The 26693-nt window shown below is 60.0% G+C and carries 24 protein-coding genes and 1 riboswitch; of the genes, 18 read left to right on the forward strand and 6 right to left on the reverse strand.

The window, feature by feature from the left end; translation table 11 throughout:
* Nucleotides 1-7: 7 nt before the first annotated feature.
* Nucleotides 8-1417 (reverse strand): RtcB family protein, encoded by a 1410-nt coding sequence (locus V8J85_RS08550; RefSeq protein WP_339953305.1) that lies wholly within the window; start codon nt 1415-1417, stop codon nt 8-10.
* A 186-nt stretch (nt 1418-1603) separates the two neighbouring features.
* On the opposite strand from V8J85_RS08550, the gene V8J85_RS08555 reads away from it, so the two are divergent.
* Both V8J85_RS08555 and V8J85_RS08560 read left to right on the forward strand, forming a co-directional pair.
* Entirely contained in the window at nt 1604-1897 is a 294-nt protein-coding gene (locus V8J85_RS08555) for a hypothetical protein (RefSeq protein WP_339953306.1), read from the forward strand.
* A gap of 95 nt (nt 1898-1992) precedes the next feature.
* Complete coding sequence (locus V8J85_RS08560; protein WP_339953307.1) at nt 1993-3018, forward strand: glutathione S-transferase family protein; 1026 nt, start codon at nt 1993-1995, stop codon at nt 3016-3018.
* Here V8J85_RS08560 and V8J85_RS08565 read toward each other — a convergent pair.
* On the reverse strand, nt 2924-3325 hold the full coding sequence (locus tag V8J85_RS08565; protein WP_339953308.1) for a response regulator: 402 nt from the start codon (nt 3323-3325) through the stop codon (nt 2924-2926). The genes V8J85_RS08560 and V8J85_RS08565 overlap by 95 nt on opposite strands.
* Before the next feature lie 199 nt (nt 3326-3524).
* On the opposite strand from V8J85_RS08565, the gene V8J85_RS08570 reads away from it, so the two are divergent.
* Genes V8J85_RS08570 through cbiB form a run of 3 tightly spaced genes read left to right on the forward strand, consistent with a single transcriptional unit; the run spans nt 3525 to nt 5778 of the window.
* Nucleotides 3525-3896, forward strand: a complete 372-nt coding sequence (locus V8J85_RS08570; RefSeq protein ID WP_339953309.1) for a DUF1636 domain-containing protein — start codon at nt 3525-3527, stop codon at nt 3894-3896.
* Nucleotides 3893-4888: a threonine-phosphate decarboxylase gene (locus tag V8J85_RS08575; RefSeq protein ID WP_339953310.1), complete on the forward strand. Its 996-nt coding sequence runs from the start codon at nt 3893-3895 to the stop codon at nt 4886-4888. The genes V8J85_RS08570 and V8J85_RS08575 overlap by 4 nt, the downstream gene beginning before the upstream one ends.
* Nucleotides 4885-5778 carry an adenosylcobinamide-phosphate synthase CbiB gene (cbiB, locus tag V8J85_RS08580; protein ID WP_339953311.1) on the forward strand — a complete coding sequence of 298 codons (894 nt, stop codon included), beginning with the start codon at nt 4885-4887 and terminating at the stop codon, nt 5776-5778. Before V8J85_RS08575 ends, cbiB begins: the two co-directional genes overlap by 4 nt.
* A 165-nt stretch (nt 5779-5943) precedes the next feature.
* On the opposite strand, the gene V8J85_RS08585 is transcribed toward cbiB, so the two are convergent.
* Nucleotides 5944-6909 carry a hypothetical protein gene (locus V8J85_RS08585; RefSeq protein WP_339953312.1) on the reverse strand — a complete coding sequence of 322 codons (966 nt, stop codon included), beginning with the start codon at nt 6907-6909 and terminating at the stop codon, nt 5944-5946.
* Nucleotides 6910-7414: 505 nt separating this feature from the next.
* On the opposite strand from V8J85_RS08585, the gene V8J85_RS08590 reads away from it, so the two are divergent.
* Nucleotides 7415-8578: a lytic murein transglycosylase gene (locus tag V8J85_RS08590; protein ID WP_339953313.1), complete on the forward strand. Its 1164-nt coding sequence runs from the start codon at nt 7415-7417 to the stop codon at nt 8576-8578.
* Between the two features lie 46 nt (nt 8579-8624).
* Here the strand turns inward: V8J85_RS08590 and V8J85_RS08595 are convergent, their stop codons facing one another.
* Both V8J85_RS08595 and smc read right to left on the reverse strand, forming a co-directional pair.
* Nucleotides 8625-9026 (reverse strand): hypothetical protein, encoded by a 402-nt coding sequence (locus tag V8J85_RS08595; RefSeq protein ID WP_339953314.1) that lies wholly within the window; start codon nt 9024-9026, stop codon nt 8625-8627.
* Nucleotides 9027-9173: 147 nt separating this feature from the next.
* Nucleotides 9174-12629: a chromosome segregation protein SMC gene (smc, locus tag V8J85_RS08600; protein WP_339953315.1), complete on the reverse strand. Its 3456-nt coding sequence runs from the start codon at nt 12627-12629 to the stop codon at nt 9174-9176.
* A gap of 235 nt (nt 12630-12864) precedes the next feature.
* Nucleotides 12865-13081: riboswitch (cobalamin riboswitch) on the forward strand.
* 110 nt (nt 13082-13191) lie between these two features.
* On the opposite strand from smc, the gene V8J85_RS08605 reads away from it, so the two are divergent.
* From V8J85_RS08605 to V8J85_RS08615, 3 genes are all read left to right on the forward strand, one after another.
* A complete protein-coding gene (locus tag V8J85_RS08605) occupies nt 13192-13833 on the forward strand; it encodes a HupE/UreJ family protein (protein ID WP_339953316.1) in 642 nt (213 codons plus the stop codon).
* 78 nt (nt 13834-13911) lie between these two features.
* Nucleotides 13912-14970 carry a cobalamin biosynthesis protein CobW gene (cobW, locus tag V8J85_RS08610; RefSeq protein ID WP_339953317.1) on the forward strand — a complete coding sequence of 353 codons (1059 nt, stop codon included), beginning with the start codon at nt 13912-13914 and terminating at the stop codon, nt 14968-14970.
* Nucleotides 14967-15419 (forward strand): GNAT family N-acetyltransferase, encoded by a 453-nt coding sequence (locus V8J85_RS08615; protein WP_445285886.1) that lies wholly within the window; start codon nt 14967-14969, stop codon nt 15417-15419. Before cobW ends, V8J85_RS08615 begins: the two co-directional genes overlap by 4 nt.
* 2 nt (nt 15420-15421) lie before the next feature.
* On the opposite strand, the gene V8J85_RS08620 is transcribed toward V8J85_RS08615, so the two are convergent.
* Entirely contained in the window at nt 15422-15610 is a 189-nt protein-coding gene (locus V8J85_RS08620; protein ID WP_339953318.1) for a hypothetical protein, read from the reverse strand.
* Nucleotides 15611-15678: 68 nt separating this feature from the next.
* On the opposite strand from V8J85_RS08620, the gene cobN reads away from it, so the two are divergent.
* The 9 genes from cobN to V8J85_RS08665 all read left to right on the forward strand — a co-directional run bounded on the left by cobN (nt 15679) and on the right by V8J85_RS08665 (nt 26274).
* Complete coding sequence (gene cobN, locus V8J85_RS08625) at nt 15679-19455, forward strand: cobaltochelatase subunit CobN (protein WP_339953319.1); 3777 nt, start codon at nt 15679-15681, stop codon at nt 19453-19455.
* A gap of 1 nt (nt 19456) precedes the next feature.
* A complete protein-coding gene (locus tag V8J85_RS08630) occupies nt 19457-20098 on the forward strand; it encodes a nucleotidyltransferase family protein (protein ID WP_339953320.1) in 642 nt (213 codons plus the stop codon).
* Complete coding sequence (gene cobO / locus V8J85_RS08635) at nt 20098-20706, forward strand: cob(I)yrinic acid a,c-diamide adenosyltransferase (protein WP_339953321.1); 609 nt, start codon at nt 20098-20100, stop codon at nt 20704-20706. The genes V8J85_RS08630 and cobO overlap by 1 nt, the downstream gene beginning before the upstream one ends.
* A gap of 56 nt (nt 20707-20762) precedes the next feature.
* A complete protein-coding gene (locus V8J85_RS08640; protein ID WP_339953322.1) occupies nt 20763-21431 on the forward strand; it encodes a YrbL family protein in 669 nt (222 codons plus the stop codon).
* A 47-nt stretch (nt 21432-21478) separates the two neighbouring features.
* Nucleotides 21479-21823 carry a Lin0512 family protein gene (locus tag V8J85_RS08645; RefSeq protein ID WP_339953323.1) on the forward strand — a complete coding sequence of 115 codons (345 nt, stop codon included), beginning with the start codon at nt 21479-21481 and terminating at the stop codon, nt 21821-21823.
* Nucleotides 21820-22182, forward strand: coding sequence for a Lin0512 family protein (locus V8J85_RS08650; RefSeq protein ID WP_339953324.1), 363 nt, complete (start codon nt 21820-21822; stop codon nt 22180-22182). The genes V8J85_RS08645 and V8J85_RS08650 overlap by 4 nt, the downstream gene beginning before the upstream one ends.
* A complete protein-coding gene (bluB, locus tag V8J85_RS08655; protein WP_339953325.1) occupies nt 22182-22805 on the forward strand; it encodes a 5,6-dimethylbenzimidazole synthase in 624 nt (207 codons plus the stop codon). The genes V8J85_RS08650 and bluB overlap by 1 nt, the downstream gene beginning before the upstream one ends.
* A 219-nt stretch (nt 22806-23024) precedes the next feature.
* Nucleotides 23025-24614 carry a phosphate ABC transporter substrate-binding/OmpA family protein gene (locus tag V8J85_RS08660; protein ID WP_339953326.1) on the forward strand — a complete coding sequence of 530 codons (1590 nt, stop codon included), beginning with the start codon at nt 23025-23027 and terminating at the stop codon, nt 24612-24614.
* Nucleotides 24615-24849: 235 nt separating this feature from the next.
* Nucleotides 24850-26274, forward strand: a complete 1425-nt coding sequence (locus V8J85_RS08665; RefSeq protein ID WP_339953327.1) for a type IV pili methyl-accepting chemotaxis transducer N-terminal domain-containing protein — start codon at nt 24850-24852, stop codon at nt 26272-26274.
* Nucleotides 26275-26693 lie beyond the last annotated feature (419 nt).

Raw genomic sequence — 26693 nt, forward strand, 5'->3', positions numbered from 1 at the left:
CGCCGGATCAGCGGCGCCCTTTCTTCCTTTTGTTCATCCAGAACGGCGGCACGTCCCCCGCCATCATACAACCGTATGGGTCGATGTAATCGACAATCTCGGCCAGCCCGAATTTGTCAATCTGGCGCACGACATTCGCCGCGTTCTTGTACGAAGACGGCAATTCCGACGCATCGATCCCACCGGCGGGAAAGCGGATATCCAACCCCTTGGTCTCTTCTGCCAAAGCCTGTTCTGCCGTCACCTCACCCATCCGGCGCTTATGCTCGGACCGGGAAAAGTTACGCCCCGCCCCATGCGGCGAAAAGCCCAGCGCATGGTCGGCATCCTTGCCGCGCACGACCAGGACAGGCTCGGCCATGTTCAGCGGGATGAGGGTCAGTCCTGTCGCGTCAGCGGCATAGTCGCCCCAGGCCGGGGTCGCCCCCTTGCCGTGGTAATACAGATCACCGCGCTTGAAGACGAAGTTATGCTCGTTCCAGAACCGCTCGCCCGGCTGCGCACCCGACATTTCCACAGTCGCCTGATGGATCGCATTGTGGTTCGCCTTGGTCCATTTACGGATCAGTTGCAGGGCGGCCCAGTATTCTTGACCATCCTCACTATCCGCCGGAATCCAGGCATTCTGCTTCAGCGTCTCCGGCGACAGCCGTTTGCGATAGGTCTGCGCAACCTCCATCCCCAGCTTGTACAGCACCGCCCCCGGCCCGCGAGAGCCGTGATGGGTCACAACAGCCGTGCGCCCCGTATTGCGGGATTTGCCCACAAACAAGAAATGGTTGCCGTCGCCTTGGGTGCCCAGATGCTCCACCGCCATGCGCAGGATTTTTGGGTTGTTCAGAAAACGGTTCTCCCGGAACTCATCCATCAGCTTCTGCGACATCGTATAGCGGCGCCCATTCGGGCGCCCACCGGGGCCGAAATGGGTCACCTGCTCTGCAGCATCCAGCACCTTCTTGGGGTCAATCTCGCCCATATCCGTCATCATGACCGAGCAACAGATATCCGCCGAATGCATCCCCGGATGGATCGCATTACGCGCCGCAACGACACCACCCACCGGGATGGTTCCCAGAGGCCCCGCCGGACAGGCATCCGGCATGACAGCCGCCGCCTCAACCGTCGGCGTGCGCACGACAGCTTTCATCGTCTCGCGCACGTCGGCAAGGTTCTTGACCTCGTCAGGATCATCCGCAGCCTCGATATTGAAATGAAACGGCACATCGCCCGCCTTCTGCAAAGGCAGCGTGGGCGGCGGCGGAGGCGGCTTCATCCCCTCCAACTTCGCCCGGATCTGGTCCAGCTCATACCCTGCGGCTGCGGCAGCCTGCGCAATCTCCAACGCGCGCCCGAACTCCTTGCCGGGGATGTGACCCCATTCTTTAAGAGTTTCGCCTGTGATTTCTGCATTTGTCATTTTTCTTCTCTCATCTACCCCGCTATCAAGGTGCATCTTCGTTCCAGTATTTCGACGGTACGTGATCCGTCAGCCAGACGCCGTTGTCCGCTTGGTAGCATGCGAGGCCATCAGCGAACATCGCTACCGCATCGACAATCAGCACAACCGGCTTCCCTCGCCCCGCGCGGGCGGATCACGACGGCCATGGTAGACGACGAAATCACGACACTCCAATCCACATGGACCGACGCGACCCGCGACCCCGATCAGCAACCCCTCACCACGCATCTAGGCGACAAGGCACAAGACATCGACCTGTTCGACGCCGTGCAACTTGCCCACGTGATCCGGGTCTGCCAGCAATCGGCAAGCCTCAGCGCCGCGGGCCGCACCCTTTTCGCCGCCTCCCGCGCGGCCAAAACCAGCCGGAACGATGCGGACAGACTTCGGAAATACCTCGACAAATTCGGGCTCGACTGGGCCGCCTGCCAGCCCTGATGTGCACCCACGCACCAACCCTGCGCCCTCATCGGCCTTTGTTCGGAACCGCTCACCGGCTAGCTCTGTTATCAAATAGATAACGGAGAAATCTCATGGGCCAGCTTGTTGACGGCGTCTGGCATGACGTCTGGTACGATACGAAATCCACCGGCGGCGCGTTCAAACGCTCAACCGCCAAGTTCCGCAACTGGATCACTGCCGACGGATCGGCCGGGCCATCCGGCGAAGGCGGGTTCAAAGCGGAAACCGGCCGCTATCACCTCTACGTCTCCTACGCCTGCCCATGGGCACACCGCACGCTGGTGTTCCGCAAACTGAAAAGGCTGGAAGAGCACATCACCATCTCCGCCGTCCACCCCGACATGCTGTCCGACGGCTGGACGTTCGAGACCGATGACAAAGGTGCCACCGGCGACACACTCTATGACCTGCCCTTCGCACGCGATATCTATCTGAAAGCCGACCCCAACATCTCTGGCCGCGTCACCGTCCCGATCCTCTGGGACAAGCAACGCGAGACCATCGTGTCGAATGAATCCTCCGAAATCATCCGCATGTTCAACACAGCTTTCAACGACATCACCGGCAACAATGACGATTACTGGCCAGAAGAACTGCGCGACGACATCGCGCCGGTGAATGACAGGATCTACGACACGCTCAACAACGGCGTCTACAAATCCGGCTTCGCCACATCACAAGAGGCCTATGACAAGGCCGTCCACCCGCTTTTCGACACGCTCGACTGGCTGGAAGAACGGCTAAGCCAGAACCGCTACCTGATGGGTGACAGGATCACCGAAGCCGATTGGCGGCTGTGGACGACGCTCATCCGGTTCGACATGGTCTATCACCAGCACTTCAAGTGTAACCGCAAGCGGATCATGGACTACCCGAACCTGATGGGATTCACACGCGAACTATTCCAATGGGACGGCGTCGCCGAGACGGTCAATTTCGACCACATCGTGCGGCACTATCATTACAGTCACGAAAGCATTAATCCAAACCGGATCATCCCCATCAATCCGCAGATTGACTGGTCTGCGCCGCACGGTCGTGATGGGCTTGATCCCCGTAATGCTGAACGATCGCCGCAAGGTCACGTGGCGGCGTAGCGCTTTCGATGAACGCCCGCGCATTGGCGCTGTGATTGAAAATCGACCCATCCGAAAAGAACGTGGTATCCGTGACGAAAACCACATTCGCGTCCGGCTGGCGGAACTGGGCGAAATCCGCCACCGCCAGCGGGCTACCTTCTGTCAGAACCAGATCGAGGACGATGACGTCGAACACCGCCTCATCGATCAGCGACACCGCATCGTCACCCGTCGTGACAAGTTGCACCCGCGCATCCAGACGCTCCAGATGCCGCTTCCACAATTCACCAAGGTTAGTGTTGCTCTGTACAATCAGAACGCGCATGACCACTCCGTAACCTACTAGCGTTAATTCAACATGAATGACTCGTTAACGCGACTTGTTATGCCCACAACTCCGCCCAAATCCTTAATGAAGGGTTAATGGGGGGCCAAACCTGTACCAAAAGACAGTTAACATCACGAAACCTTGTGATTCCGGCGAAAGTCCGCTTGATATGCACGACAAAAAAACAGGCAAAAACATGACAACATGGATCACCATCTGTGACACTTGCAAACGCGATGGCTGGGAAGACGGCGACATGGCCCGGACCGACGGGGAAAACCTCGCCACCCTGATCGAGGCCGCCGCGACCGGGCTGAGCGACGTCAGGACACGCCGGGTGTCGTGCCTCATGGGCTGCAGCGGGTCGTGCAATGTGGCTGTCCAGGCAGCGGGCAAACTCAGCTATACGCTCGGCAGGTTCGACCCCACGCCCGAGGCCGCGTCGGGTATCGTCGCCTATGCCATGGCGCATGCAGGCAGCGAGACGGGACAGGTTCCCTACCGCACATGGCCCGAGGCGATCAAAGGCCACTTTGTCACCCGCCACCCACCTTTGCCGGACGAATGAACGCGCCCCGCGATCATGGCGGCAACCTCGACGCCGCCATCGCCCGGTACGGCGGGCAAAGGGCAGATTGGCTGGACCTGTCGACAGGCATCAACCCCGTGCCCTACCCGGTCGGCGACCTTCCAGCCGATAGCTGGACACGGCTCCCCGATCAGGCCGCGACCGACCGGTTGATCAGGGCAGCCCGGCAATTCTGGTCCGTTCCCGAAGAGGTTAAGATTATCGCAGCCCCCGGTGCCTCCGCGCTGATTGCCCGGATGCCCGACCTGACGGACACCGCAGACGTCCACATCCCCGGACCGACCTACAACGAACACGCCGCGGCCTTCTCAAAAGCGGGACGCCTCGTCAACGATCCCGACTGGCCCAGCGACAACACACATGTCTATGTGCACCCCAACAATCCCGACGGTCGGTTATGGGGGCCAGAGGTGATGGGTGGCCGTCAACTCACCATCATCGACGAAAGTTTTTGCGACACGATCCCTGATCAAAGCCACATCGCCCTGTCCGAGGACAGCAAGATTGTCATCCTCAAGAGTTTCGGCAAATTCTGGGGCCTTGCCGGGCTGCGTCTTGGCTTTGCCATTGGCTCGCGCGGAACGCTATATCCCACACGGATGACCAACCCCAAACCCTACACCGTGGAACCCGACCGCAACCTTGTTGACCTGCTTGGGCCGTGGCCCGTCTCGGGCGTGGCCTTGGAAATCGGCGCGCGCGCGCTGGAAGATACGGCATGGGCGAACGCCACACGCGCGCGGCTTGCGCATGATGCGGCCCGGATGGACGCGCTTTTCACCGCAAAAGGGGCGAACGTCGTCGGTGGAACGACGCTCTTCCGCCTTTATAAGGTCGATGACGCAGCCGCGTGGCAAACCAGACTTGCGAAATACCATATCTGGTCACGGATTTTTCCATACTCGAAAACCTGGCTGCGGCTCGGCCTGCCCGCACCGGATCGTTGGGATCAACTGGAAACCGCCCTGTGACACTCATCCTCGGCATGCTGCTTGATGCGATGATGGGCGAACCACGCTGGCTCTGGTCTCGCATCCCACACCCCGCGGTCCTGATGGGGCAGCTGATCGGCTGGTGTGACCAGACGTTCAACCGCGGCAATAGGCAGCTCAACGGCACGCTGGTCATCCTCGGCCTCTGTCTCGGCGCCGGGCTCCTCGGCTGGCTCCTCCAACAATTCCCCGGCACAATCATCGACATCCTGATCCTCGCCGTCCTGCTTGCGCAAAAATCGCTGGTCCAGCACGTGCAGGCCGTCGGCGACGCCCTCCGCCTGTCGCTTGGCGACGGCAAACGCGCCGTCGCCATGATCGTCGGACGGGACACGCGCGACATGGACAAGGCCGCCGTCGCCCGCAGCGCCATCGAAAGCGCCGCCGAAAACCTCTCCGACGGCGTCATCGCCCCCGCCTTTTGGTTCGCCGTGGCCGGGCTGCCGGGGCTCTTGATCTACAAGATCACGAACACGGCCGACAGCATGATCGGCTACCGGACCGAACGGCACGAAGATTTCGGCTGGGCCAGCGCCCGGCTCGACGACCTGCTGAACCTCGTCCCCGCCCGACTGACAGCAGCACTGATCTGGGCGGTCACAACCCGACCCCACCCCCGCAAGATCCTACGCGAAGCCCCCCTCCACCGCAGCCCCAACGCCGGCTGGCCCGAGGCCGCCATGGCGCATGGACTAGGCATCGCGCTCAGCGGACCAAGAAGTTATGAGGGGGAGGTGAAGGACTACCCCTTCGTGAATGCAGAGGGAGAGCACACCCTCGGACCGGATCACATCGATGAAACGGTTGAGGTTCTGTGGAAGGCGTGGGGGGCGGGGCTCGTGCTGTCCGTGATCATTTTGACGGTCTAAGAAAAACGACGGAGTTAGGCGGCGGTCGGCTGGTTAGAGTCCATCTTATTTGCTTTCTGCAGTGCAGCGAATGACTGTCGCGCCCGACAGCACGCTCATCGGCTCTGCGGCTTCTATATGGAGCATCTGACCGAAACGAGACCGCGATGTCTCACCATAAATATGTTAAGGATCAACCGCCAACATGCATATTTCATCTTGGTAGCCCGTTTCTGATCGAAACAAAAAATCATATGTACCAGCGACCCGCGCTAAGACATCAGTCGTTCGACGTTCCCGGTCATGATTAAGGTCTATGTCTCTCGAGAAAATTGCACCTTTGCCTACGTATCTGAGCCCAGCTGATGCTTCTAGTGGCCATCGCAGGGTTACTGTTTGGCCGGCCTGCGCCCGCGCGGGTTCGCCATTTTCAAATAAGCAAGTCGGGGCATCCGGCCCCACCAATGGGTCATCGAGAGCAGCGATTTGAATGGGGCACGATGCCATCGCTGCCCAACGTTTTTCTCGCCTAGGAGTATTCCTCTGATTTCCAAGAAAATCTCTGTCTTCAAAAAAAACAAATTGCGCTATCCCAACCGATTTTGTTTGGATAAAAAAAGAACTTCCCTCAAGGATCGAGCCATCCGCTATCTGGGGGTCGTTTACAAAGAAATTACCAATTTGCCGAATCGAATCAAATACGTTTATTTGTACGGGTGCCATTGGTTGAGGGCGCCTTAGCTCTGGACAAACGCCGAACATCAGACCTTCAACTCCATCTCGGTCAAAATTGTGGACTTCAGGCGTTACAACACAGGCGTAAATCTCTGCACGATTTTCATCAAAAAATCGCAATTCAGCAGAGCCATTTTTGATGCCATCCTTTGGAAAGACAATGATGCTGTTGCCAAACGTGTACAATGGGTCGGCGTAAATGGTGTCGTCGGATGTCTCAACAGTGTGAACACCAGTCGGCACTGACACTAATCCAAAATAGCCCGTGAAGAGCTCCCCGTTCGGTCCAATATTTGTAGTACACGGTGAGGGTGCCTGTATCCCCGCCTCGTCTGTTTGCGAAACAGCGCCGATTGGGAAAGTCAATACAGTCAGGACACCAAAGGCTTTCAGAAATTTAACGGACTTCCAGATCATTTCGCCGATTTCCAATTCCAGTAGGGCTAATTCTGTCGTGAGTATTATGCGAACGGTATTCTAAAGCAGTTTGATTGCGAACGGTTCTTAGAAGCTACAGTGTTGTTTCACGGGTTCGTAGCCGAACATCTACAATCCAAGGTAATGCATAGCGGTGTTCGGAGGCAAATTGGTTTCAAAAACCGAACATTGATGAGGTTGCGGCGAACAGCGCTTTGTCAGCAAACCACACCGTCCACAATCCTCAAAACATCCCCCCCAACCCCATTAACCATTCCCCGCCGCACGGCCCATTAACCCACCCAAAGCTGCACAAACGTGCGCACACTGTGTGTACGCCTGCTGCACGCAATGCACACGGGCCCAAACCCCTTATCCGCAAGCGATTAACCACGATCAGCGGCCCCCCGCCCCGCCGGACGCGCATCACACCGCCCGCCCCGTTAACCACTTGCCCTCTCCACACCCCCTGCTACCCTCCGCCCGCAACCAATCGGAGCCCCAAATGCGCCTCGCCCTCGCCCTGACCCTTCTCACCACAGCCGCCCACGCCCAAACTTGCGGCGGCCCGGTGGACAGCTTCGTCGCCGGGATCAAGGCCGAGGCGACGGCCCAAGGTATCCCGGCCCAAACGGTTGATCAATTCTTCTCGGGCGCGCAAATCGACCAAAAGGTCATCCAGGCCGACCGCGCCCAAGGCGTTTTCCAGAAGGATTTCATCAGCTTCTCCCGCGCCCTGATAAGCCAGAACCGGATCGATAACGGGCGCATCTACGGCAACCGCTACGACGCGACCTTCGACACGATTCAACAACGCTTCGGCATCCCGCGCGGCGTCCTCCTCGCCTTTTGGGCGTTCGAGACGGATTACGGCCAGGTCCAGGGCAGCTTCAATACGCGCAACGCCCTTCTGACACTGGCTCACGATTGCCGCAGGCCCGACCTGTTCCGCCCGCAACTCATTGCCGCCATTGAACTTTACCGGCGCGGCGGCATGGACCCTGCGACGACGACAGGCGCATGGGCGGGCGAGATTGGGCAACTCCAGAAACTCCCGCGCGAGATCGTCCAGCAAGGTCTCGACGGCGACGGTGACGGCGTGGTCAACCTCAAAACCTCCGCCCCCGACGCGCTGATGACCGGAGCGAATGTGCTCTCGTCGCTCGGCTGGCGACCCAATGAACCATGGCTGCAAGAGGTCACGCTTCCCGACAACCTCGACTGGTCCCAAACCGGTCTGAACCACAAAGCCAGCGTCGGCGATTGGGCCGTCCGCGGGGTGACTGCACGGCAGGGATCGCTCGGCCCCGCCGACCTGCAGGCATCGGTCCTTCTTCCCATGGGGCGGAACGGCCCCGCTTTCCTCGCCTATCCGAATTTCGAGGTCTATTTCGACTGGAACAAGAGCTTCGTCTACGTGACAACAGCGGCCTATTTCGCCACCCGGCTGGAAGGGGCGCAAATCTACAACGCCGGCAATCCCAGCGCCCCGCTTACTGGTCAGCAAATGCAGCAGCTCCAACAAAAGCTGACCACCCGCGGCCATGACGTCGGCGGGATCGACGGCATCCTTGGCGCCAAGACGCGCGAAGCGGTGCAAGCCGAACAAGCCAGACTTGGCCTTCCCGCCGATGCCTGGCCGACACTTGATTTGCTCAACCAACTCTGACGGGAAGGCGGTTGGGGCGTCTTGCCAAAGGCAAGAGCGGCTCCCGTCAGAACGGAATCTCCGCGCTTTGCTCTGTTCGCGCGCGACATACAACCGCCCGCACCATCATGAACCGGCCGCGCATCCCGGGGTCGTTTGGAAAGCGCCAGATGCCGTCGATCCGGGTCAGCGTCGCATTCAACCGACCTTCATAAATCGGATCGTCGCCCTGATCGAAACCGTCATACGTTTTGCGAAAGGACACGTCGCTGCCCATACGGCTGCCGAATAACCGCGCGGCCAGATGCACGCCCATATCATCACGAAATGTATTGGGCTCGGTCATATCCCCGGACAGGTGACCATGCTCTTCGGCGACTTGCGCCTCGAACGACACGGGCCGCGCGCCGATATCATAGTCATAACGGCCCATCCAGGCACCGGTCAGCGATGTATACTCTTCACCCATGACGACTCGTTGCGTTGCTCTACGGGTTACAGGTTAACACAAGCACCTTGCGCAAAGGTCCGATGAAAATCATATGGAATTCATATAACATTCCGATCGACGATTTTCGCCATTTCCGGGATTGGTAAACGCCCCGCGCGGTGGCGGTCATGCGACCATCTGTTCGGCCTTTTTCAGATCGACCGAAACAAGTTGCGACACGCCCTGTTCACCCATGGTGACCCCGAACAACCGATCCATCCGGCTCATCGTGACCGCATGGTGCGTGATGATCAGGAACCGCGTTTCGGTGCGTCGTGTCATCTCGTCCAGAAGGTCGCAGAAGCGGTTCACGTTGGCATCGTCCAGCGGCGCATCGACCTCGTCCAGCACACAGATCGGGGCCGGATTGGCCAGGAAAACAGCAAAGATCAGGGCGAGCGCCGTGAGCGTCTGTTCCCCACCGGAGAGCAGCGACAACGTGCTGAGCTTCTTGCCCGGCGGCTGACACATGATCTCCAACCCAGCCTCCAACGGGTCATCGGATTCCACGAGCACCAGCTTCGCCTCACCGCCACCAAAGAGGTGGGTAAACAGCATGCCGAAGTTCTCATTCACCTGCTCAAAGGCCGTCAGTAACCGTTCGCGCCCTTCCTTGTTCAGGCTAGCAATCCCGCTGCGCAGCGCTGCAATCGCGGCCTCAAGGTCAGCCTTTTCGGACACAAGCGCGTCATGCTCAACCTGCACTTCCTTCGCGTCTTCTTCTGCCCGCAGGTTCACCGCCCCCAGTGAATCCCGCTGTCTTTTCAACGCATTGACCTGGCCCTCAACCGCCTCGGCATCCGGCATCTTATCGACATCAACACCCAACGACTCGAGCAGCTTGTCCGGCGTGACCTCCTGCGCCTCCAAAATCCGCTCGGCGGCATAGGCAACGGTTTCCTTCGCCGCATCCGATCGGGCCTCGGACCGCGCGCGCGCTTCGCGTGCTTCTGAGGCCAAACGCTCAGCATCGCGTTCTTCATGGCCCGCATCGCGCAAGGCATTCTCAGCCGCGGCTAATTTGTCCGCCGACCCCTGGCGCCGCGCCTCGGCCTCATCGATCGCATCAGCCAGTTCCGCGCGCTTGGCTGCAATCAGTTCCGGCGCCGCCGTCGCCTCGGCCAGTTCCGCCTCGGACGCGGCCTTGCGCTCGGCGAGCTCCGCCGTCCGCTTGTTCGCTGTCTCCAACCGGTGCTTCCAACCGGAAATCTCTTTGATTATCTCCTGGGACCGCTTCAACCGCTGCTCGCCCTCGCGGCGCACCTCATCATGCGCCGAGCGGCGCGACATCATGGTGATGCGCGCGGCCTCGACGGTCATCTTCACGTCCTCGACGCCCGCCCGCGCTGTATCCAGATCACCCAGATCGCGCGCGGCCTTTTCAGCCTCTGTTAAGGCTTTGCGGGCATTCATGGCCTCCTCTTCGTGGCGAGTCACGGCAAGGCCAAGACTTTCGAGTTTCCCTTTGGCAAGGTTCAGATCAGCCTCCGCCCGGCTCGCCGCACGGTTCGCATCGGTGACGGCGCGGTCGGCGTCGCGACGGGCCGCCCGTGCCGCGTGGTCGGCTTCCGTCTGCTCTTTCAGCAGCGCTGTCAGCGCATCATGCGCCTGCGCCGCCCCAACGGCTGTCGCATTCGCCTCTTCCAAATCCCGCTTGAGCTCGGTCAGGCGGTTCAACTGTTGCAACCGTAAAGCCGCCGCCGACGGCGCATCCTCGGCCCCGGCCCGGAACCCATCCCAGCGCCACAGATCACCATCAACCGACACAAGCCGCTGCCCCGGCTTCAAATCCGCCTGTAAATGTGGCCCATCCGCCTGATCGACAAGACCCACTTGCCCCATACGGCGCGCCAGAACCTCCGGCACGGTGACGTAATTCGTCAGGGCTGCCACACCATCCGGCAGGGTCTGCGGCGCGGCATATCCAGGCAGCAAAGCCCAGCCGGACTTCGCGTCGCCATCCACCGCAGGCGCCCGCAAATCATCAGCCAAAGCTGCACCCAACGCCTTCTCATAGCCACCCTGAACGCGCAGCAAATCAAGGACTTGGCCACCCTCAGCCGTATCCCGCTCTACCAGTTTCGCGAGTGCTGCGACCTCAGCGCGCAGGGCATTCGCCTCACCCTCAGCCTCGGACCGCAAACCACGTGCCTCACTCTCCCGGCCCTGCGTCTCACTCCGCGCGACTTCCGCTTCGGTCAGCGCAATCTCAGCCGCTTCAGCTGCGGCAACGGCGGCTTTTTCCGCCTCACCCGCCGCCGCAAAGTCAGTCGAAGACTTCTCCTGCGCTGCCTGCGCTTCGGCCATAGCCGCTTTGGCCCGCGCCGCCTCACCTTCGCTTTTCTCCAGCGTCGTGCGGCTATCGTCCAGCAACCTTTGAGCGGACTGATGCCGCGCCGCCAACCGCGCCACATCCTCGGTCAACTGCGCCAGATCAGCCTCGCGTTCCTGCAAAACACCTGCCGCTTCCCGCGCTCCGGCCTGCGCCTCCTCCAACCTCTTCTCGTGGCCTTCGCCGACCTTGGCGATCTCTCGCGCTTCCCATTCCAGCCGCTCGATCGTCTCGCCCGCATCCTTGTTCAGGCCGCTTTCACGCTCCATATCACGGCCCAACTGATCGATCCGCGATCGCAGCGTTTCGATCATCTCAAGCGCGCGTTCTTCCTGATCCTTCAGCGTATCGCGCTGTACCTGCAGACGTTGCAGGACAGCCGCCGCGATTGCCTCTTCCTCGCGCAAGGGCGGCAACGCCTCTTCCGCAACCTGACGTCCTTTCGTCGCCTCACGCGCTGCTTTCTCGGCTTGCGCCGCGGCGGTCGTGCGTTCACGCAACTGCTCGGACGCCGCCAGCAACGCCTCATCCGCCTCTTTCCAGCGGCGGAACAACAGCATCCCTTCGGCCTTGCGCAGCTTCTCTCCGATCTCGCGATAGCGCGCGGCCTGCTTCGCCTGTCGGGCCAGTTGACCCAACTGATTGGCCAACTGCTCGATCACGTCATCGACACGGATCAGGTTCGTCTCGGCCCCTTTCAGCTTCAGCTCCGCCTCATGACGGCGCTGGTAGAGGCCCGAAATTCCCGCTGCCTCTTCCAGAATACGGCGTCGCGCCTTGGGTTTGGCATTGATCAATTCCGCGATCTGGCCCTGCCGCACCAAAGCAGGCGAATGGGCACCGGTCGACGCATCTGCGAACAACATCTGCACGTCGCGCGCGCGGACGTCCTTCACGCCAACCTTATAGGCCGAACCGGCATCACGGGTGATCCGGCGAATGATCTCCAGGTTGTCATTTTCATTAAAGGCCGCGGGCGCCAGCCGCTCGCCATTGTCGATGATCAGTGACACTTCGGCAAAATTCCGGGCAGGCCGCGTCGCGGCCCCGGCAAAGATCACGTCTTCCATGCTGCCGCCGCGCATCGCTTTGTGGCGGTTCTCGCCCATCACCCAGCGCAGAGCCTCCAGCAGATTGGATTTGCCGCAGCCATTTGGGCCCACCACCCCGGTCAAACCATCGGCGATGATCAGATCGGTCGGATCGACGAAACTCTTGAAGCCATTGAGTCGTAGCTTGCTAAACCGCACGGCAATGTCCTGCTCTTGATTCCCTCAAGTTGACAAATTCTGTCCCCGCACCGCCCCCCGAGTCAACGCAGGCAAGCTAGATAGGGTCAAATCAGGCGATTTATCCACAAGATATTGCGCTTCACCTTATCATTTCGCCATAATACTCCCGCCGGAGGCTCCCTATTTCGCCGCCCGCGCCGGTTCCGACCCTGCGAAAGTCGCATTGCACCTTGACGCCGCAGCATGCAAAGGCGCACAACATTTCACGTATGGTTCCCCGACGATGCCAAGCATCAGGGGATCAAATGGGAATGTGGACGGGTCGATCCAAATCAGAGGCCCCAAGCCACAGCCGCCCCCGCGACTGTATGCGGTGAGCGTTTGCGACAATGCCACTGGGAACCCCCTGGGAAGGCCGCAACACGCACAGACCCGCCAGCCAGGAGACCAGCCATACACCGGCGTCGGGAAGGCACCGGATAACAACAACGGACGGGGTGTTCCGTGGGGGTTCTGGCCGGGGTGAACACCGCGACCACTCCATGAAATTCCCCCTTTACTGCGATCCAAAGGGGACGACATGAAACGTATCTTGACCGCCGCGGGCCTCAGCCTCGCCGCCTCACCTGCCTTGGCCCACCATCCGCTGAACGGTATGCCGATGGAGACATTCGCGCATGGTGTCCTGTCCGGTGTTGGGCATCCCGTGCTGGGCTTTGACCACTTCTTTTTCGTCGTGGCCATGGGCATCGCGGCCCTTTTCACCGGGCGCAAGCTGATTACGCCTGCCGCTTACATCGCTGCAATGCTGGTCGGCTGTGGCCTGATGTATGCAGGTATCGCAATGCCGCTAGCGGAAACAGTCATCGTCCTGTCGCTGATCGTTCTAGGCGGTATTGTCCTCTCTGGCAAAGCACTTGGCACGACGACCGCCGTCGCCCTTTTCGCGATCTTCGGTCTGTTCCACGGCTCTGCCTTCGGCGGATCCATAGCGGAACAAGAAGGTGGGGTCGGTGGCGCCGTTCTGATCGGTTATCTGCTTGGCTTGGGGGTGATCCAATACCTGATCGCCATCGCCGCCGGCTGGGTTGTCCAAAAGCTGGGCGCGTCCGAGGCTTCTGCGATAAACGCCCGCCTCGGTGGGGCGATGGTCGCAGGTGTCGGTATCTTCCTCGCCCTGGAAATCGTCGAAGGGCCGCTGGTGGCGATGATCGCGGCCTAAAGCGCCAAACAAAACATGCCGCATGGCGGTCCCGCAGGGACCGTCATTCCGTTTGGTCACATCCCATAGGACAGGTTCATGCCCGCTAAAATCCCTGCTACCGTCGTCACCGGCTTTCTCGGCGCCGGAAAGACAACCCTTATCCGCCATATGCTGCAGAACGCCGAAGGCAAAAAGATCGCGCTGATCATCAATGAATTCGGCGATCTGGGGGTCGACGGCGACATCCTCAAAGGCTGTGGTAACGAGACCTGCAGCGAGGATGACATCGTCGAGCTCTCGAACGGCTGCATCTGCTGCACCGTCGCAGATGATTTCATCCCAACCATGGAACAGCTTTTATCCCGCGACGACAAACCCGATCATATCGTCATCGAAACCTCTGGCCTCGCCTTGCCGCAACCCTTGGTGCGCGCGTTCAACTGGCCCGGCATCTCGACCAAGGTGACCGTCGACGGGGTCGTGACCGTTGTGGATGGCCGCGCCGTCCACGACGGCCGGTTCGCGCACAACGTCGCCGCGGTCGACGCGCAGCGCGCGCAGGACGAAAACCTCGATCATGAAACGCCGCTGTCGGAACTGTTCGAAGATCAGGTCGCCTGCGCCGACATGATCGTCGTCAACAAAACCGACCTTCTGAACGAAGAAGAGGCTGGCGCACTGACCATGCGCCTCAAATCGGAATCCCGCGACGGTGTGCAGGTCGTCAAGACCGCCATGGGCGCTTTGCCCGTGGACGTGCTGCTGGGTCAGGGCATGGGGGCGGAAAACGACCTCGCCAACCGTCATGAAATCCACCATCACCATCATCATGATGACGATGACCATCACGATCATGAACACGAACACGGCCATGACGAATTCGAGAGCTTCATGGTGACCCGTGGCGAAATCGCCGACGCCGATGCTTTCGCCGTACAGGTCGCCGATACGATCCGCGCGCACGATATCCTGCGGCTGAAAGGCTTCGTCGCGGTCGCCGGCAAACCGATGCGCTTGACGCTGCAAGCCGTTGGCCCGCGGGTCGACACTTATTTCGACCAGCCCTTCGGCGACGCCCCGCGCGAAACGAGGCTGGTCGTGATCGGCGAAGCGGGCCTTGATCAGTCGGCGATCGCCGCCGCCTTGACGCGATGATGATCATCGTCGAGCGCAACGACCCCCGCCACCCCGGCGCCATGGCCTTGCTGGAACAAAGCCATGCGCTGATGCAATCGCTGTTCCCGCCTGAAGAGAACTTCTTTCTCGATTTCGACGCCCTCGCTGCCCATGACATCCATTTCTTCACCGCGCGCGAAGGCGACACCATCGTGGGCACTGGCGCGCTGAAAAACTGCCATGATTATGGCGAGATCAAATCCATGTTTGTCGCCGACGAGGCGCGCGGCAAAGGCGTCGGCGATGCGCTTTTGCGTCAGATCGAAGATCAGGCCCGCGAGGAAAAGCTGGACCGGATAAAGCTGGAAACAGGTGACGCGCTCGTAGCCGCGCTCAAACTCTATGCACGCAACGGCTACACCACTTGCGATGCGTTCGGACCCTATGCCACGGCAACGCGGTCAATCTTCATGGAAAAGGCGCTTTGATGTCAGTCGGGACGCTTGTCCAGATCACGCAAGGTCCGACCTTTCGCTTCATCCTCGTCCATATGTTCGGCAGGATCGGCGGGCCTGTCCATCGGATGCGCGCCCGTCTGGCGTGCCTTTCGCTGCTGCCGCTTCAATTCCTCGGCAGTCGGCCGCAAATCATCCACCTTTTCGGTTTTGTCGTCCGGCATTGCGAAACCCTCGCGCTTCGTTCTCTTCAACCATCAGGTAGGCCCCGCGGCCAGGGCGGCCAGTCCTGATGCACCTTCTGGCCGCAATCCCCGGCGCGATCAACGACGGCACAGAGCCTGTTGACCTTGGCCAGACCCCCGCCGATGTGGTCATCATATCCGCCGCCGACACAGAACTCGCGGCTCTCTCCGACGCGCGCGCCGAGATGGCCGACCCGCCAACCCTGCGCCTTGCCAATCTGATGCACCTGACCCACCCCATGTCGGTCGATCTGCACCTCGACGATTGCGCGACCAAATCGCGGCTGGTCATCGCGCGTATCCTCGGTGGCGCTGGTTATTGGAAATACGGGTTGACCCAATATGCCGCCCGCCTGCGCGAGGCAGGCGTGCCCTTCGCAGCCCTTCCGGGTGATGACAAACCCGACCCTGAGCTGCGCGGCCTGTCGACGGTCAGCGAAGAGGACTACGACACGCTCTGGTCCTACCTGATCGAAGGCGGCCCGCAAAACAGCGCCAACCTGCTGGCCTATGCGCAAGTGGTGTTGGATGGCGGCGAAAAACCAGCCGCACCCGCGCCGCTTTTGCGCTCCGGCGTCTACTGGCCCGGTTCGGGGATTGCCGACCTCGCCGCAGCTCAGGCGTCATGGACCAAAGACGCCGCGATCGTCCCCATCATCTTTTACCGCGCACTGGTACAGGGCGGCGGCCTGAACCCGGTCAACAAACTGACCCGCAGTCTGTCCCGTGCGGGGCTCAACCCGCTGCCGATCTTCGTCGCCAGCCTCAAGGACCCGGTCAGCACCGCAACCTTGAAGGCACTGTTCGATGCCGCCCCGCCGGATGTGATCCTCAACTGCACCGCTTTTGCTGTGGGCTCCCCCCATGATGGCGAAGACAGCCCCGAAAACCCGCTACTCGCCAACAACGCCCCGATCTTTCAGGTCATCCTGTCCGGCGCGGCCGAGGGGACTTGGGCCGACGGCCAGCATGGGCTGACGGCGCGCGACATCGCCATGAACGTGGCCCTGCCCGAAGTCGACGGACGCATCCTGTCACGCGCGGTCAGTTTCAAGGGCGAGGCGTTCTTTGACGAAGCCACCGAATGCCCCATCGCGACCTATCAGGCGCGCGGCGACCGGATCGATTTCGTGAGCCGATTGACCAAAAACTGGGCGCAACTCCGGCAAACCGCAGCCAAGGACAAGAAAGTCGCCCTGATCCTCGCCAACTACCCTAACAAGGACGGACGTCTCGCCAATGGTGTCGGCCTCGATACGCCCGCTGCCACGGTTCATGTTCTGAACTTATTGAAGGCAGAGGGCTACGACGTCAGCGTCCCAAAAGACAGCGCGGTCTTGATGCAACAGATCATGGACGGCCCCACCAACTGGCTGACCGACCGGGCGGACAAGGACGGCGGTGAATTCCTCTCGCTCGACATCTACCAACAATACTTCCAAGCCTTGCCATGGGACATCAAGGACCAAATCACGACCCGTTGGGGCAAGGCGCAAGATGATCCCTTCTTTTGTTCAAAAGAGTCCGGGGCTCCGCCCGTTCACGGCTCAAACGCTCCGCCGGAGCGTTTGCAAGACACCGTTCACCCACCGCCGGAGGCATCCAACCCCGACACAAGCACAGGTTTCGCCCTGTCCATCTACCGTTTCGGCAATGCCGTCGTCGGCCTGCAACCCGCGCGTGGCTACAATATCGACCCGACCGACACCTACCATTCCCCCGACCTCGTGCCGCCGCACAACTACCTCGCCTTCTATTTCTGGCTGCGCCACCATTGGGGGGCGGATGCGATCGTGCATATGGGCAAGCATGGCAACCTCGAATGGCTGCCGGGCAAGGCGGTCGCGCTGTCGGAAACCTGCTGGCCCGAGGCCGTATTCGGCCCCACGCCGCATATCTACCCGTTCATCGTCAACGACCCAGGCGAAGGGACGCAAGCGAAACGACGCACTTCGGCGGTGATCGTCGATCACCTGACACCACCACTCACCCGTGCCGAGAGCTACGGCCCCCTGCGCGATCTGGAGGCGCTGGTCGATGAATACTATGAGGCGGCGGGCGTCGATCCGCGCCGGATCGACCATCTACGGCGCGAAATCCTGTCGCTGTCAGAGGTCACGGGGCTTGCCAAAGACGCAGGCTTCACCGGCGACAGCGACAGTGATCTGGGGAAGCTCGACGCCTATCTTTGCGAATTGAAAGAGGCGCAAATCCGGGACGGGCTGCATGTCTTCGGGCAATCGCCGGAAGGCCAGCAGGAACGTGACCTTGCCATCGCCCTTGCGCGGGTGCCGCGCGGGGACGGCAAGGGGGCGAATGCATCGCTGCTGCGCGCGCTCGCCGAAGACCTGAACCTCGATATCGACCCGCTCGATTGCGACATGGCCGCACCTGCGCAAGAAAAACCCGGCATCCTCGCCAACAGCAGCACATGGCGCACGAACGGCGACACCATCGAACGTCTCGAAAACTTCAGCCAAAAACTCGTGCGGGACGGCGGGTGGGGCGATGTGGGGTTCACCCCGCGAGCGTCACTGGCCGTCCTACAAGAAATTCGGGACACCATCTTACCGACAATTCAGGCCTGCGGCGGGTCAGAGGGGTCGGCCCTCCTCACCGCCCTTTCAGGGCACTTCGTCAGCCCGGGCCCGTCCGGTGCCCCGACCCGCGGGCGGCTCGATGTGCTGCCGACAGGGCGCAACTTTTTCAGCGTCGATAGCCGGGCCGTACCCACCCCGACCGCTTGGGCATTGGGGTGGAAATCTGCGAACCTGCTGATCGACAAACACCTGCAGGATCATGGCGACTGGCCGCGGACCATGCTGATCACCGCATGGGGCACGGCAAATATGCGTACGGGTGGTGACGACATTGCCCAAACCTTGGCACTGATGGGTGTCAAACCCACCTGGGATAGCGCCAACAGGCGGGTCACGGGATTCGAGATCCTGCCCCAAACCGTGCTCGGTCGCCCGCGCGTCGACGTGACTTTGCGTATCTCCGGCTTCTTCCGCGACGCCTTCCCGCAACTGATCGCACTTGTCGACTCAGCCGCACGCGCTGTCCAAGATCTTGAAGAGCCCGCTGACCTGAACCCCGCGGCAGCCAGAACCAAAGGTGGCGAGGACAGGGCCCGGGTGTTCGGGTCCAAACCCGGCGCGTATGGCGCCGGGCTGCAAGCCCTGATCGATGAACGCATCTGGTCCGACAAAGCGGACTTTGCCGAGGCCTATCTGGAATGGGGCAGCTTTGCTTATGGTGCCGGGGCGGAAGGGCGCAAGGATCGCCGTGCGATGGAACAACGCCTGTCCCAAACCGAGGCCATTGTCCAAAACCAGGACAACCGGGAACACGATATTCTTGACAGCGACGATTACTATCAATTCGAAGGCGGGGCGGCGGCCGCCATCAGCACGCTGCAGGGACAGGACCGCCCGATTTACCACAACGACCACTCCCGCCCCGAACGCCCCGTCATCCGGACGCTGGATGACGAAATCGGGCGGGTGGTGCGCAGCCGCGTCGTGAACCCCAAATGGATCGACGGAGTGAAACGTCACGGCTACAAGGGTGCGTTCGAAATCGCCGCCACGGTGGACTACCTCTTCGCCTTTGCCGCCACGACCGGTGCCGTGCACAATCATCACTTCGACTTGGTTGAAGAGGCGTTCATCGCAGATGAGGCCACACGTGATTTCATCGCCGACGCCAATGCGCCCGCACTGCGGGAAATCGCGCAGCGCCTGCAAGAGGCGATCGACCGGAACCTCTGGCAACCCAAGTCCAATTCTGCGCGCGCGCGCATCGCGGGTCTTTTGATTTAGGATGGGTCAGAACCCACCCTACAGCCCCCATCTGCGATATGCGGATCAAGGCGAGGCGGCACAAAAGCAGGCCTTGATCTCTATCGTTAGCGCCTGCCCGCCACTTATGACGGCGTTCTGTCAGGCGCGAGATCTGGACCTGCCGGATTGGTGGATCGTCTCGGGCGCGATCTACAATCAGGTCTGGAACCACCTGACAGGACGGCCCACCCTTTATGGCGTCAAGGATATCGATCTGTTCTATTTCGACCCTGATACCAGCTACGACGCCGAAGATCGTATGATCCAAAGGGCGGCAAAGCATTTCGACACCGCCGTCCCCGTTGAAGTCCGCAATCAGGCGCGCGTGCATCTTTGGTACAAGGATCACTTTGGTCAGGACTACGATGCCTTGACCCAAAGCACCGACGGTATCGACAATTTTGCATCGAAGACCCATGCAATCGGCATGCGCCTGAACGCGGACGAGACGTTCACCATCTACGCCCCTTTCGGCCTGAACGACGTCTTCGGCTTTCGCCTCGTGCCCCATACCAAACGCGACAACCGCGCCACCCATGATACAAAGGCCGCGCGACAGATGGCGCTTTGGCCGGAATTGACCTTTATCCCTTGGCCCGAAAAGACGAAAGGAGCCCGCTGATGACCGAAGAAGAAGATCGCCACGCCACCAAGATGGCCAAGAAAAAGGCCGCCCGTGACAAGATCATGGCGACCAAGACCGACCAAAAGGGGCTGATCATCGTTCATACCGGCAAGGGCAAGGGCAAATCCTCTGCCGCCTTCGGCATGATCTTTCGCTGTATCGCCCATGACATGAAATGTGCCGTTGTCCAGTTCATCAAGGGCGGTATGTCGACGGGCGAACGGGACCTGATCCTTGGCAAATTCAGCGATACTTGCGCCTTCCACACGATGGGCGAAGGGTTCACCTGGGAAACCCAGGACAAATCCCGCGATACGGAAATGGCGCAAGCCGCATGGGCCAAGGCGAAAGAGCTGATCCTGGACGAGACCAACAAGATGGTCTTGCTGGACGAGATCAATATCGCGATCCGTTACGATTATGTCAGCGCGGCTGACGTCGTGACCTTCCTGCGCGACCACAAGCCCACGATGACCCATGTCGTCCTGACGGGGCGCAACGCACATGCGGATCTGATCGATTTGGCAGATCTGGTGACCGAGATGGAGTTGGTCAAGCATCCGTTCAGGTCAGGGGTCGCCGCGCAGATCGGTGTTGAGTTCTAAGCAGCGTCGACATTTGTCACTTGAATGGACCGGCCCGCTTCGTATGTAACGGGGCGATGACACATGCGTTGTTTCTTCCCCCATCGAACCTCGTGGCGAGCGGCGTGCAGCGCGACGTGTATCTGCATCCGACGGATCCCACCAAACTGATCAAGGTGCTGAAGCCCGATCGCGACCAGCCCCGGCGCAAGACGTTCAACGGCCTCATGGACCGTTGGTTTCCCAGCACCCGCATCCGCCAGATCCGCAAGGAATACATGGAGTATCTGCGGGTGATGCTGCGCCATCCAGAGCCCGGTTTTCACGCGCCGATGTCACACATGTTCGGTTTCGTCTCGACCAACGCAGGTCTTGGCTGCCTGACCGAGCGCGTGATGACGCCCGATGGCAATTTGGGCGAAACGCTGGGTCGGAAGGTCAAGAATGGGACACTGACCGACGACCACATCGCGCTGTTGAACGACACGATCGCGCGCCTGTTCCAACACGGCGTCCGGGCCGGCGATATGAACCCGAACAATTTTGTTTTCGGCCAACGCGACAATGGCAGCGGCCTGGGACCAAAGGAGTGCGTTCTGGTGGATGGCTTCGGCGATATCCACGCGATCCCGGTCCGGTCCATGGCCAGCTGGTCGAACCGGTTGGGCCTTGCCGACAGCTGCAAACGGCTGGCCCGCAATACAGGTCTGATTTGGGACCCGAAGACGCTTCGGTTCTCGCGCTGATGTCGTTCTTGCGCTAAGACATCCCGAAACAGAGAGAAGGACGCACCATGCCGAAACACCGCGTTTTGACCGAATTCGGGATGGGCACGTCCCTGCGCCGTCAGGATTATACCCAGGCGGCCCGACGCGGTTTGCAGGATGCGCTTTGGCATAATTCGATCAACATGGCAGAACTGTTCGGATTTCCGAAAGAGGCGATGCTGATCGACGTGCAGATCGGTGTGCAACAGCCCGATCAGGTGGATACCGAAGCGCTCCGCGATGTCTTCCCCTATGGCCAGATCACCATCCGCGCGGAACATGGCGGCCTCGACATGCCACGCCCGGACGGGAACCCGACGATCATCGCCAATGTCGCGATCAACGTGGCTTTTGAGATGGAGCGCACATGACCGAGCAACGCATCATCATCGAAATGGGCATGGGCAACGATCTGCACGGGATGGATTACCAAAAGGCCGCCCGGCGCGCGATCGAAGATGCCATCCGGCACTCGACCTTGCCGATTTTTCCAAGCATCGGCCTGGATCATCGCGACATGCGGGTGCAGGTCACGATCGCCGTGCAAGAGCCGGACAAGATCGACGCCGATGCCTTGAAATCGGGTCTGCCGCGCGGACGGGCGGCTGTCAGCGTGGTCAAAGGCGGGCTGAACGTGCCCAATGACGAAACGGGTGACACGGCGGTCATCGCCACAGCCGCGGTCGAAGCATTCCTGCCGTCGCAAGCGGGAATGTGGAAACAGGCCTGATGGAACTGACGGAATCGCACCGAACGGCCCTTTGGGATGTTTTGAATTGGCGGCGGGACGTTCGGCACTTTCGTACCGATCCGATTCCGGAACGCATCAAGAAAACCCTACAGGCCGCGATGGATCTGGCCCCGTCCGTCGGGAACGCCCGGCCCTGGCGGGTTGTCGAAGTCGTCACACCCGCATTACGTGAACAGATCATCGCGAATTTCGAAGGTGCGAACGAAGCAGCGGGCGAGATTTACGACGATGACCGCAAGCAGGCCTACAATGCGCTCAAACTGGCCGGTCTGCGTGAAGCGCCCCTGCATCTGGCAGTGTTCACCGATCACGCCCCCAAGGCCGGACATGGGTTGGGACGGCAGACCATGCCGGAAATGCTGAACTATTCCACTGTTGCCGCGATCCATACGCTTTGGCTGGTTGCACGGGCGGAAAATATAGGGGTTGGCTGGGTTTCGATCTTTGATCCGCAATCGGTCTGCCGGACGTTGGGTGTGTCGGAGACATGGTCACTGACCGCCTACCTATGCATCGGTTATCCCGTCGAGGTGAACCAGACGCCTGAACTGCATCGTCGGGGGTGGCAAACCAGTGCTGACTCCGCCTGGATCAAGGCCTGACGACACAATGACCCGCGCCTCTTGGAAATAGGTCAACGTTATTCGTGGCGGAAAATCCGGCCACATCAAATGGGCCAGATTCCGCCCAAATTCGCACATATTTCATTCCTAGCTTGACGTAAGGTGAGACAACTATGCCGTGCGACGCACGGGTAGGTATCGGCACCGCATGACGAGTTCCCCGTTTCAATCCCTAAAGAAATTGCACAGGAGAACGAGATGTCGCGGACCGGACTCTCATCACAAAACAATCTTGCGTCAGCATTGGCCTTGTCGGCCGCCCTTGTCCTTCCCAATGTCGCGATGCCCGCGGACATCACTTTGCGCTCGGCGGACGGCACGGTGAACATCGTCGGTGAATTCGTCGACTTCGTGGACAACAGCTATGTCATCAAGACTGGCCTGGGCGACATCCGGGTCTCGGCCTCCCGGGTCAGCTGCATTGGCGATGCCTGCCCGACATTCGGCACGACCAAAGCTGATGTGACGCTGGCGGGGTCGGACACGTTGGGCGTGGGCATCATGCCGCTTCTCTTGTCAGGCTATGCCGCGTCACGTGGAGCCTTGGCCACCATCACATCAACTGGCGATGGCAACGGCACGCTTGCCGAAATGGTCGCCGATGAAGGCTTTGGAGAACCGATGGGCGCCTACCTTGTCAGTTCAAGTTCGTCTGCAGACGCTTTCGAAGCCCTGCTTGACGGTTCTGCGGCGATCGGTATGTCCGCCCGTCGCATTCTGCCCGAAGAAGCCCGCGCCTTGCGCAGCGAGGGTGCCGGAAACATGATCGATCCTTCGCAAGAACACATTCTTGCGCTCGACACGCTGGTCGTCATCGTTCACCCGAACAATCCGGTCGAGACGCTGACGCTCGATCAGTTGCGCAGCATCTATGCGGGACAGATCACCAACTGGGTCGATGTCGGCGGAAACGACGCGCCCATCACGATCGTCAATCACGCCCAAGGGTCCGATACGCGCGACGTTTTCAATAATACTGTCTTCAATAGCGACATCCCGGCTGTGCCGACATCCGGCATCGTGGCGCAGAACAACAACGACATGGCTGCGACCGTGAATAGCGATGTCAACGCGATCGGTTATTCCGGGTTCGCCTTTCAGCGTGGGGCCCAGCCGGTTAAGCTGATCAATGAATGCGGCCTGAGCATGACGCCTGACAGTTTCTCGGCCAGAACCGAAGAATATGCCCTGCAGCGCCCCCTTTATCTTTACAACAAAGACAATAGTGACCCTGCGGTGCGGCGTTTCCTGGACTACGCGATTTCGCCACCGGCAGAGGAAGTCATCACCAAGGCTGGCTTTATCAACCTGGGTGTCGACCGACGGGCGCAGGCTGCCGACAGCGATCGGGCAGCGCAGTTGAACGACCGAAATGTCGACGCTTTCGAAGGCAACGTCATGCAAGAGATGTCGTCATTGATGGTCGACTTCGATCGCCTCTCGACGACGTTCCGTTTTCAGACGGGTTCGGAAAATCTGGGGCAGCGGGGTATGCTGAACCTTGAACGGCTTGTGCGTTATCTGGAAAAGCAGCCCGCCGACACCACGATCATGCTGGTCGGATTCACGGACGATGTGGGCCCGTTTCAGTCCAATCGGGAACTGTCGATCGCCCGGGCCGAAGGGTTCCGTGACACGTTGCGGGAGTTTGCGGGTAATCGTCTGAGCGGTGTCACGATGGATGTGGCAGGCTTTGGTGAGATCGCCCCGGCAGCGTGCAACATCACGGATCAGGGCCGCCGCATCAATCGCCGCGTCGAAGTATGGATTCGGAACAGTGCGGGTTGATCACACATGATCTGGTTCTTGAAAACGGCGGGCGCCGCATGTCGGGATATGCACCCAAGTTTTACGCGGGAACGCCGCCGCGCAGCCACGATTTGACCAAATTACGCCCGTATCTTCCTGCCCATAGGCCACATACAATTCCGCCTGCTCTACGGGCGGGTCCGAAGCCGGGTTTTGAAACGACTATCTGCCAACCCGAACGCGCGGGTCGGCGGACGAAAACAGGAAACAGAATATGTTGAAAGCATCCCAATACGCATCCGCGATCGCCCTTTCCACCGTGCTGGCTCCCCTAGCTGTCGCGCCACAAACCGCAGGTGCGCAGGTCTTCGATCCTGATCTTTACGAGGGCGGGAAGGCCCGCGTCTATCTGTCCGCGCAACTCCGCTCCTTGAGCGAGGCGGTGGCAGCCACCAGCTGTCGGCTGCATGCCGGTGTCGAACCCGATGCCGCAAATGCGGACCTGCAGATGATCCGGTCGGACTTCGACACCATCCTCAATGGCTTGAAAGAAGGTAACACGGCGTTGGGCATCCCCACGGCGGAAAACAATGCCCGCAATCTGAACGTGCTCGAAAAGGTCAACCAAGCCTGGTCGCCGATCGACGAGGCGACGGGAAACATGATCAACGGCAGCGGATCGGGTGAGGATAAGCAGATCGTCAGCGAGAACTATCGCGATCTGTTCGATCTGACCGTCGTGCTCGCCGCGGACATCTCGGGCGCATATTCCGATCCACAGGAATTGCTGCAAAGCGATGCGACTGTGCTGAACTTTGCCGCACGGCAGCAAACATTCGTCAATCGCATGACCCGCGCCGTCTGTGGTCTGGCCTCGGGCGCCAAGGATATGGGGGACGTCGATGAGTTGCGCGAGACGGTCGATCTGTTCGAACGGTCGCTTGTCGCACTGCGCGACGGGTTTCCTGATGCAGGTATCAACCCACCGCCCAATGACGCGGTCAAAAACAGCCTGAGCGCCGCTTATGATGTATGGACTGCGCGCAAAGGCGTTTTCGATGCGGCCCTTGCTGGTGAAGAAGTCACGACCGACATGGTCGCCGACGCCGACGCGCTGGCCAGCGATCTATCCGTCGATATCAAGAACACGATCACGCTATACATGATCGCCGTTCCCGGTCAGGAGGGCGTCTATCGTGTGCCGTTGACGGCCTATGCCGACAGCGAATTGGCGCAATGGTTGGCTAACCCGGCCCTGATCGATGCGATCAACGCTCAGAATGTCGCCCATACCGACCTGACCGAAGATCAAATCATCGCACTTGATCAAACATGGCGGGCCGAAGCCGATGCTGGCGGCGGACCGTTGATCACCGAGCTTTTGGGTGGTGAAGTTTCCGCTTGGCTGCGTGATCAGCAAAACGCCACTGCCGGTCTGGTGACCGAGGTTTTCGTGATGGACAACAAGGGCCTGAACGTCGCCCAAAGCGTCGAAACCTCTGATTATTGGCAAGGGGATGAGGCCAAATGGCAGCAAACATATGGCACGGAAGACGGCGGGCTACATATCAGTGATGTCGAATTCGATGACAGCACGGGGTTCTATCAAACCCAGGCATCGATGCCGATCATCGACCCCACCACGAATGAACCGATCGGAGCGATCACGTTCGGGATCAACATCCAAAGCCTGATGTAATTGGACAGGCGCACCACCCCCAATAATTGTATCCGGTGGTGCGCCTGCTTTTCCGACTTATCCGGCGCGCGCCGGAACCGTTCTGAAGCTGCACAACTTTTCCTCACATCACATATTTGTACGAACGCCCCGCACCTAACTGCATAGGTTGATGAATTGCCTATCACTGCAGCCTATGGCAGCGGCCATATTAAAAAATCCAATGAATTTCGGATGTTAACAAAACTTTGCGTGGGCGGAATTTTGCCTATGAAAACAAAGGCTTTGAAGGTGACAATCGCTTAGGTTGATCTGATCTCGTATCGCCAGACAGTTTTTTTGGGTTGTAGTTTCAAAACGGCGATCTAAAGTTTTACTCGGAGGCGAAAGTTGGCCCCGTGACGAATTGACGAGTTAAGAACAAACGCCTCTTTGTCATA

Source organism: Yoonia sp. 2307UL14-13 (assembly GCF_037572755.1).
Taxonomy (GTDB): Bacteria; Pseudomonadota; Alphaproteobacteria; order Rhodobacterales; family Rhodobacteraceae; genus Yoonia.

What these genes read in the sequence shown, in the direction of transcription:
- V8J85_RS08660 (WP_339953326.1), top strand. Translation starts at nt 23,025, where the DNA reads ATGTCGCGGACCGGACTCTCATCACAAAACAATCTTGCGTCAGCATTG.
- V8J85_RS08615 (WP_445285886.1), top strand. Translation starts at nt 14,967, where the DNA reads ATGATGATCATCGTCGAGCGCAACGACCCCCGCCACCCCGGCGCCATG.
- V8J85_RS08650 (WP_339953324.1), top strand. Translation starts at nt 21,820, where the DNA reads ATGACCGAGCAACGCATCATCATCGAAATGGGCATGGGCAACGATCTG.
- V8J85_RS08570 (WP_339953309.1), top strand. Translation starts at nt 3,525, where the DNA reads ATGACAACATGGATCACCATCTGTGACACTTGCAAACGCGATGGCTGG.
- V8J85_RS08640 (WP_339953322.1), top strand. Translation starts at nt 20,763, where the DNA reads ATGACACATGCGTTGTTTCTTCCCCCATCGAACCTCGTGGCGAGCGGC.
- V8J85_RS08575 (WP_339953310.1), top strand. Translation starts at nt 3,893, where the DNA reads ATGAACGCGCCCCGCGATCATGGCGGCAACCTCGACGCCGCCATCGCC.
- V8J85_RS08605 (WP_339953316.1), top strand. Translation starts at nt 13,192, where the DNA reads ATGAAACGTATCTTGACCGCCGCGGGCCTCAGCCTCGCCGCCTCACCT.
- cobO (WP_339953321.1), top strand. Translation starts at nt 20,098, where the DNA reads ATGACCGAAGAAGAAGATCGCCACGCCACCAAGATGGCCAAGAAAAAG.
- V8J85_RS08630 (WP_339953320.1), top strand. Translation starts at nt 19,457, where the DNA reads ATGGGTCAGAACCCACCCTACAGCCCCCATCTGCGATATGCGGATCAA.
- cobW (WP_339953317.1), top strand. Translation starts at nt 13,912, where the DNA reads ATGCCCGCTAAAATCCCTGCTACCGTCGTCACCGGCTTTCTCGGCGCC.
- V8J85_RS08555 (WP_339953306.1), top strand. Translation starts at nt 1,604, where the DNA reads ATGGTAGACGACGAAATCACGACACTCCAATCCACATGGACCGACGCG.
- V8J85_RS08565 (WP_339953308.1), bottom strand. Translation starts at nt 3,325, where the DNA reads ATGCGCGTTCTGATTGTACAGAGCAACACTAACCTTGGTGAATTGTGG.
- V8J85_RS08585 (WP_339953312.1), bottom strand. Translation starts at nt 6,909, where the DNA reads ATGATCTGGAAGTCCGTTAAATTTCTGAAAGCCTTTGGTGTCCTGACT.
- V8J85_RS08645 (WP_339953323.1), top strand. Translation starts at nt 21,479, where the DNA reads ATGCCGAAACACCGCGTTTTGACCGAATTCGGGATGGGCACGTCCCTG.
- V8J85_RS08665 (WP_339953327.1), top strand. Translation starts at nt 24,850, where the DNA reads ATGTTGAAAGCATCCCAATACGCATCCGCGATCGCCCTTTCCACCGTG.
- cobN (WP_339953319.1), top strand. Translation starts at nt 15,679, where the DNA reads ATGCACCTTCTGGCCGCAATCCCCGGCGCGATCAACGACGGCACAGAG.
- V8J85_RS08620 (WP_339953318.1), bottom strand. Translation starts at nt 15,610, where the DNA reads ATGCCGGACGACAAAACCGAAAAGGTGGATGATTTGCGGCCGACTGCC.
- V8J85_RS08560 (WP_339953307.1), top strand. Translation starts at nt 1,993, where the DNA reads ATGGGCCAGCTTGTTGACGGCGTCTGGCATGACGTCTGGTACGATACG.
- V8J85_RS08550 (WP_339953305.1), bottom strand. Translation starts at nt 1,417, where the DNA reads ATGACAAATGCAGAAATCACAGGCGAAACTCTTAAAGAATGGGGTCAC.
- bluB (WP_339953325.1), top strand. Translation starts at nt 22,182, where the DNA reads ATGGAACTGACGGAATCGCACCGAACGGCCCTTTGGGATGTTTTGAAT.
- V8J85_RS08590 (WP_339953313.1), top strand. Translation starts at nt 7,415, where the DNA reads ATGCGCCTCGCCCTCGCCCTGACCCTTCTCACCACAGCCGCCCACGCC.
- V8J85_RS08595 (WP_339953314.1), bottom strand. Translation starts at nt 9,026, where the DNA reads ATGGGTGAAGAGTATACATCGCTGACCGGTGCCTGGATGGGCCGTTAT.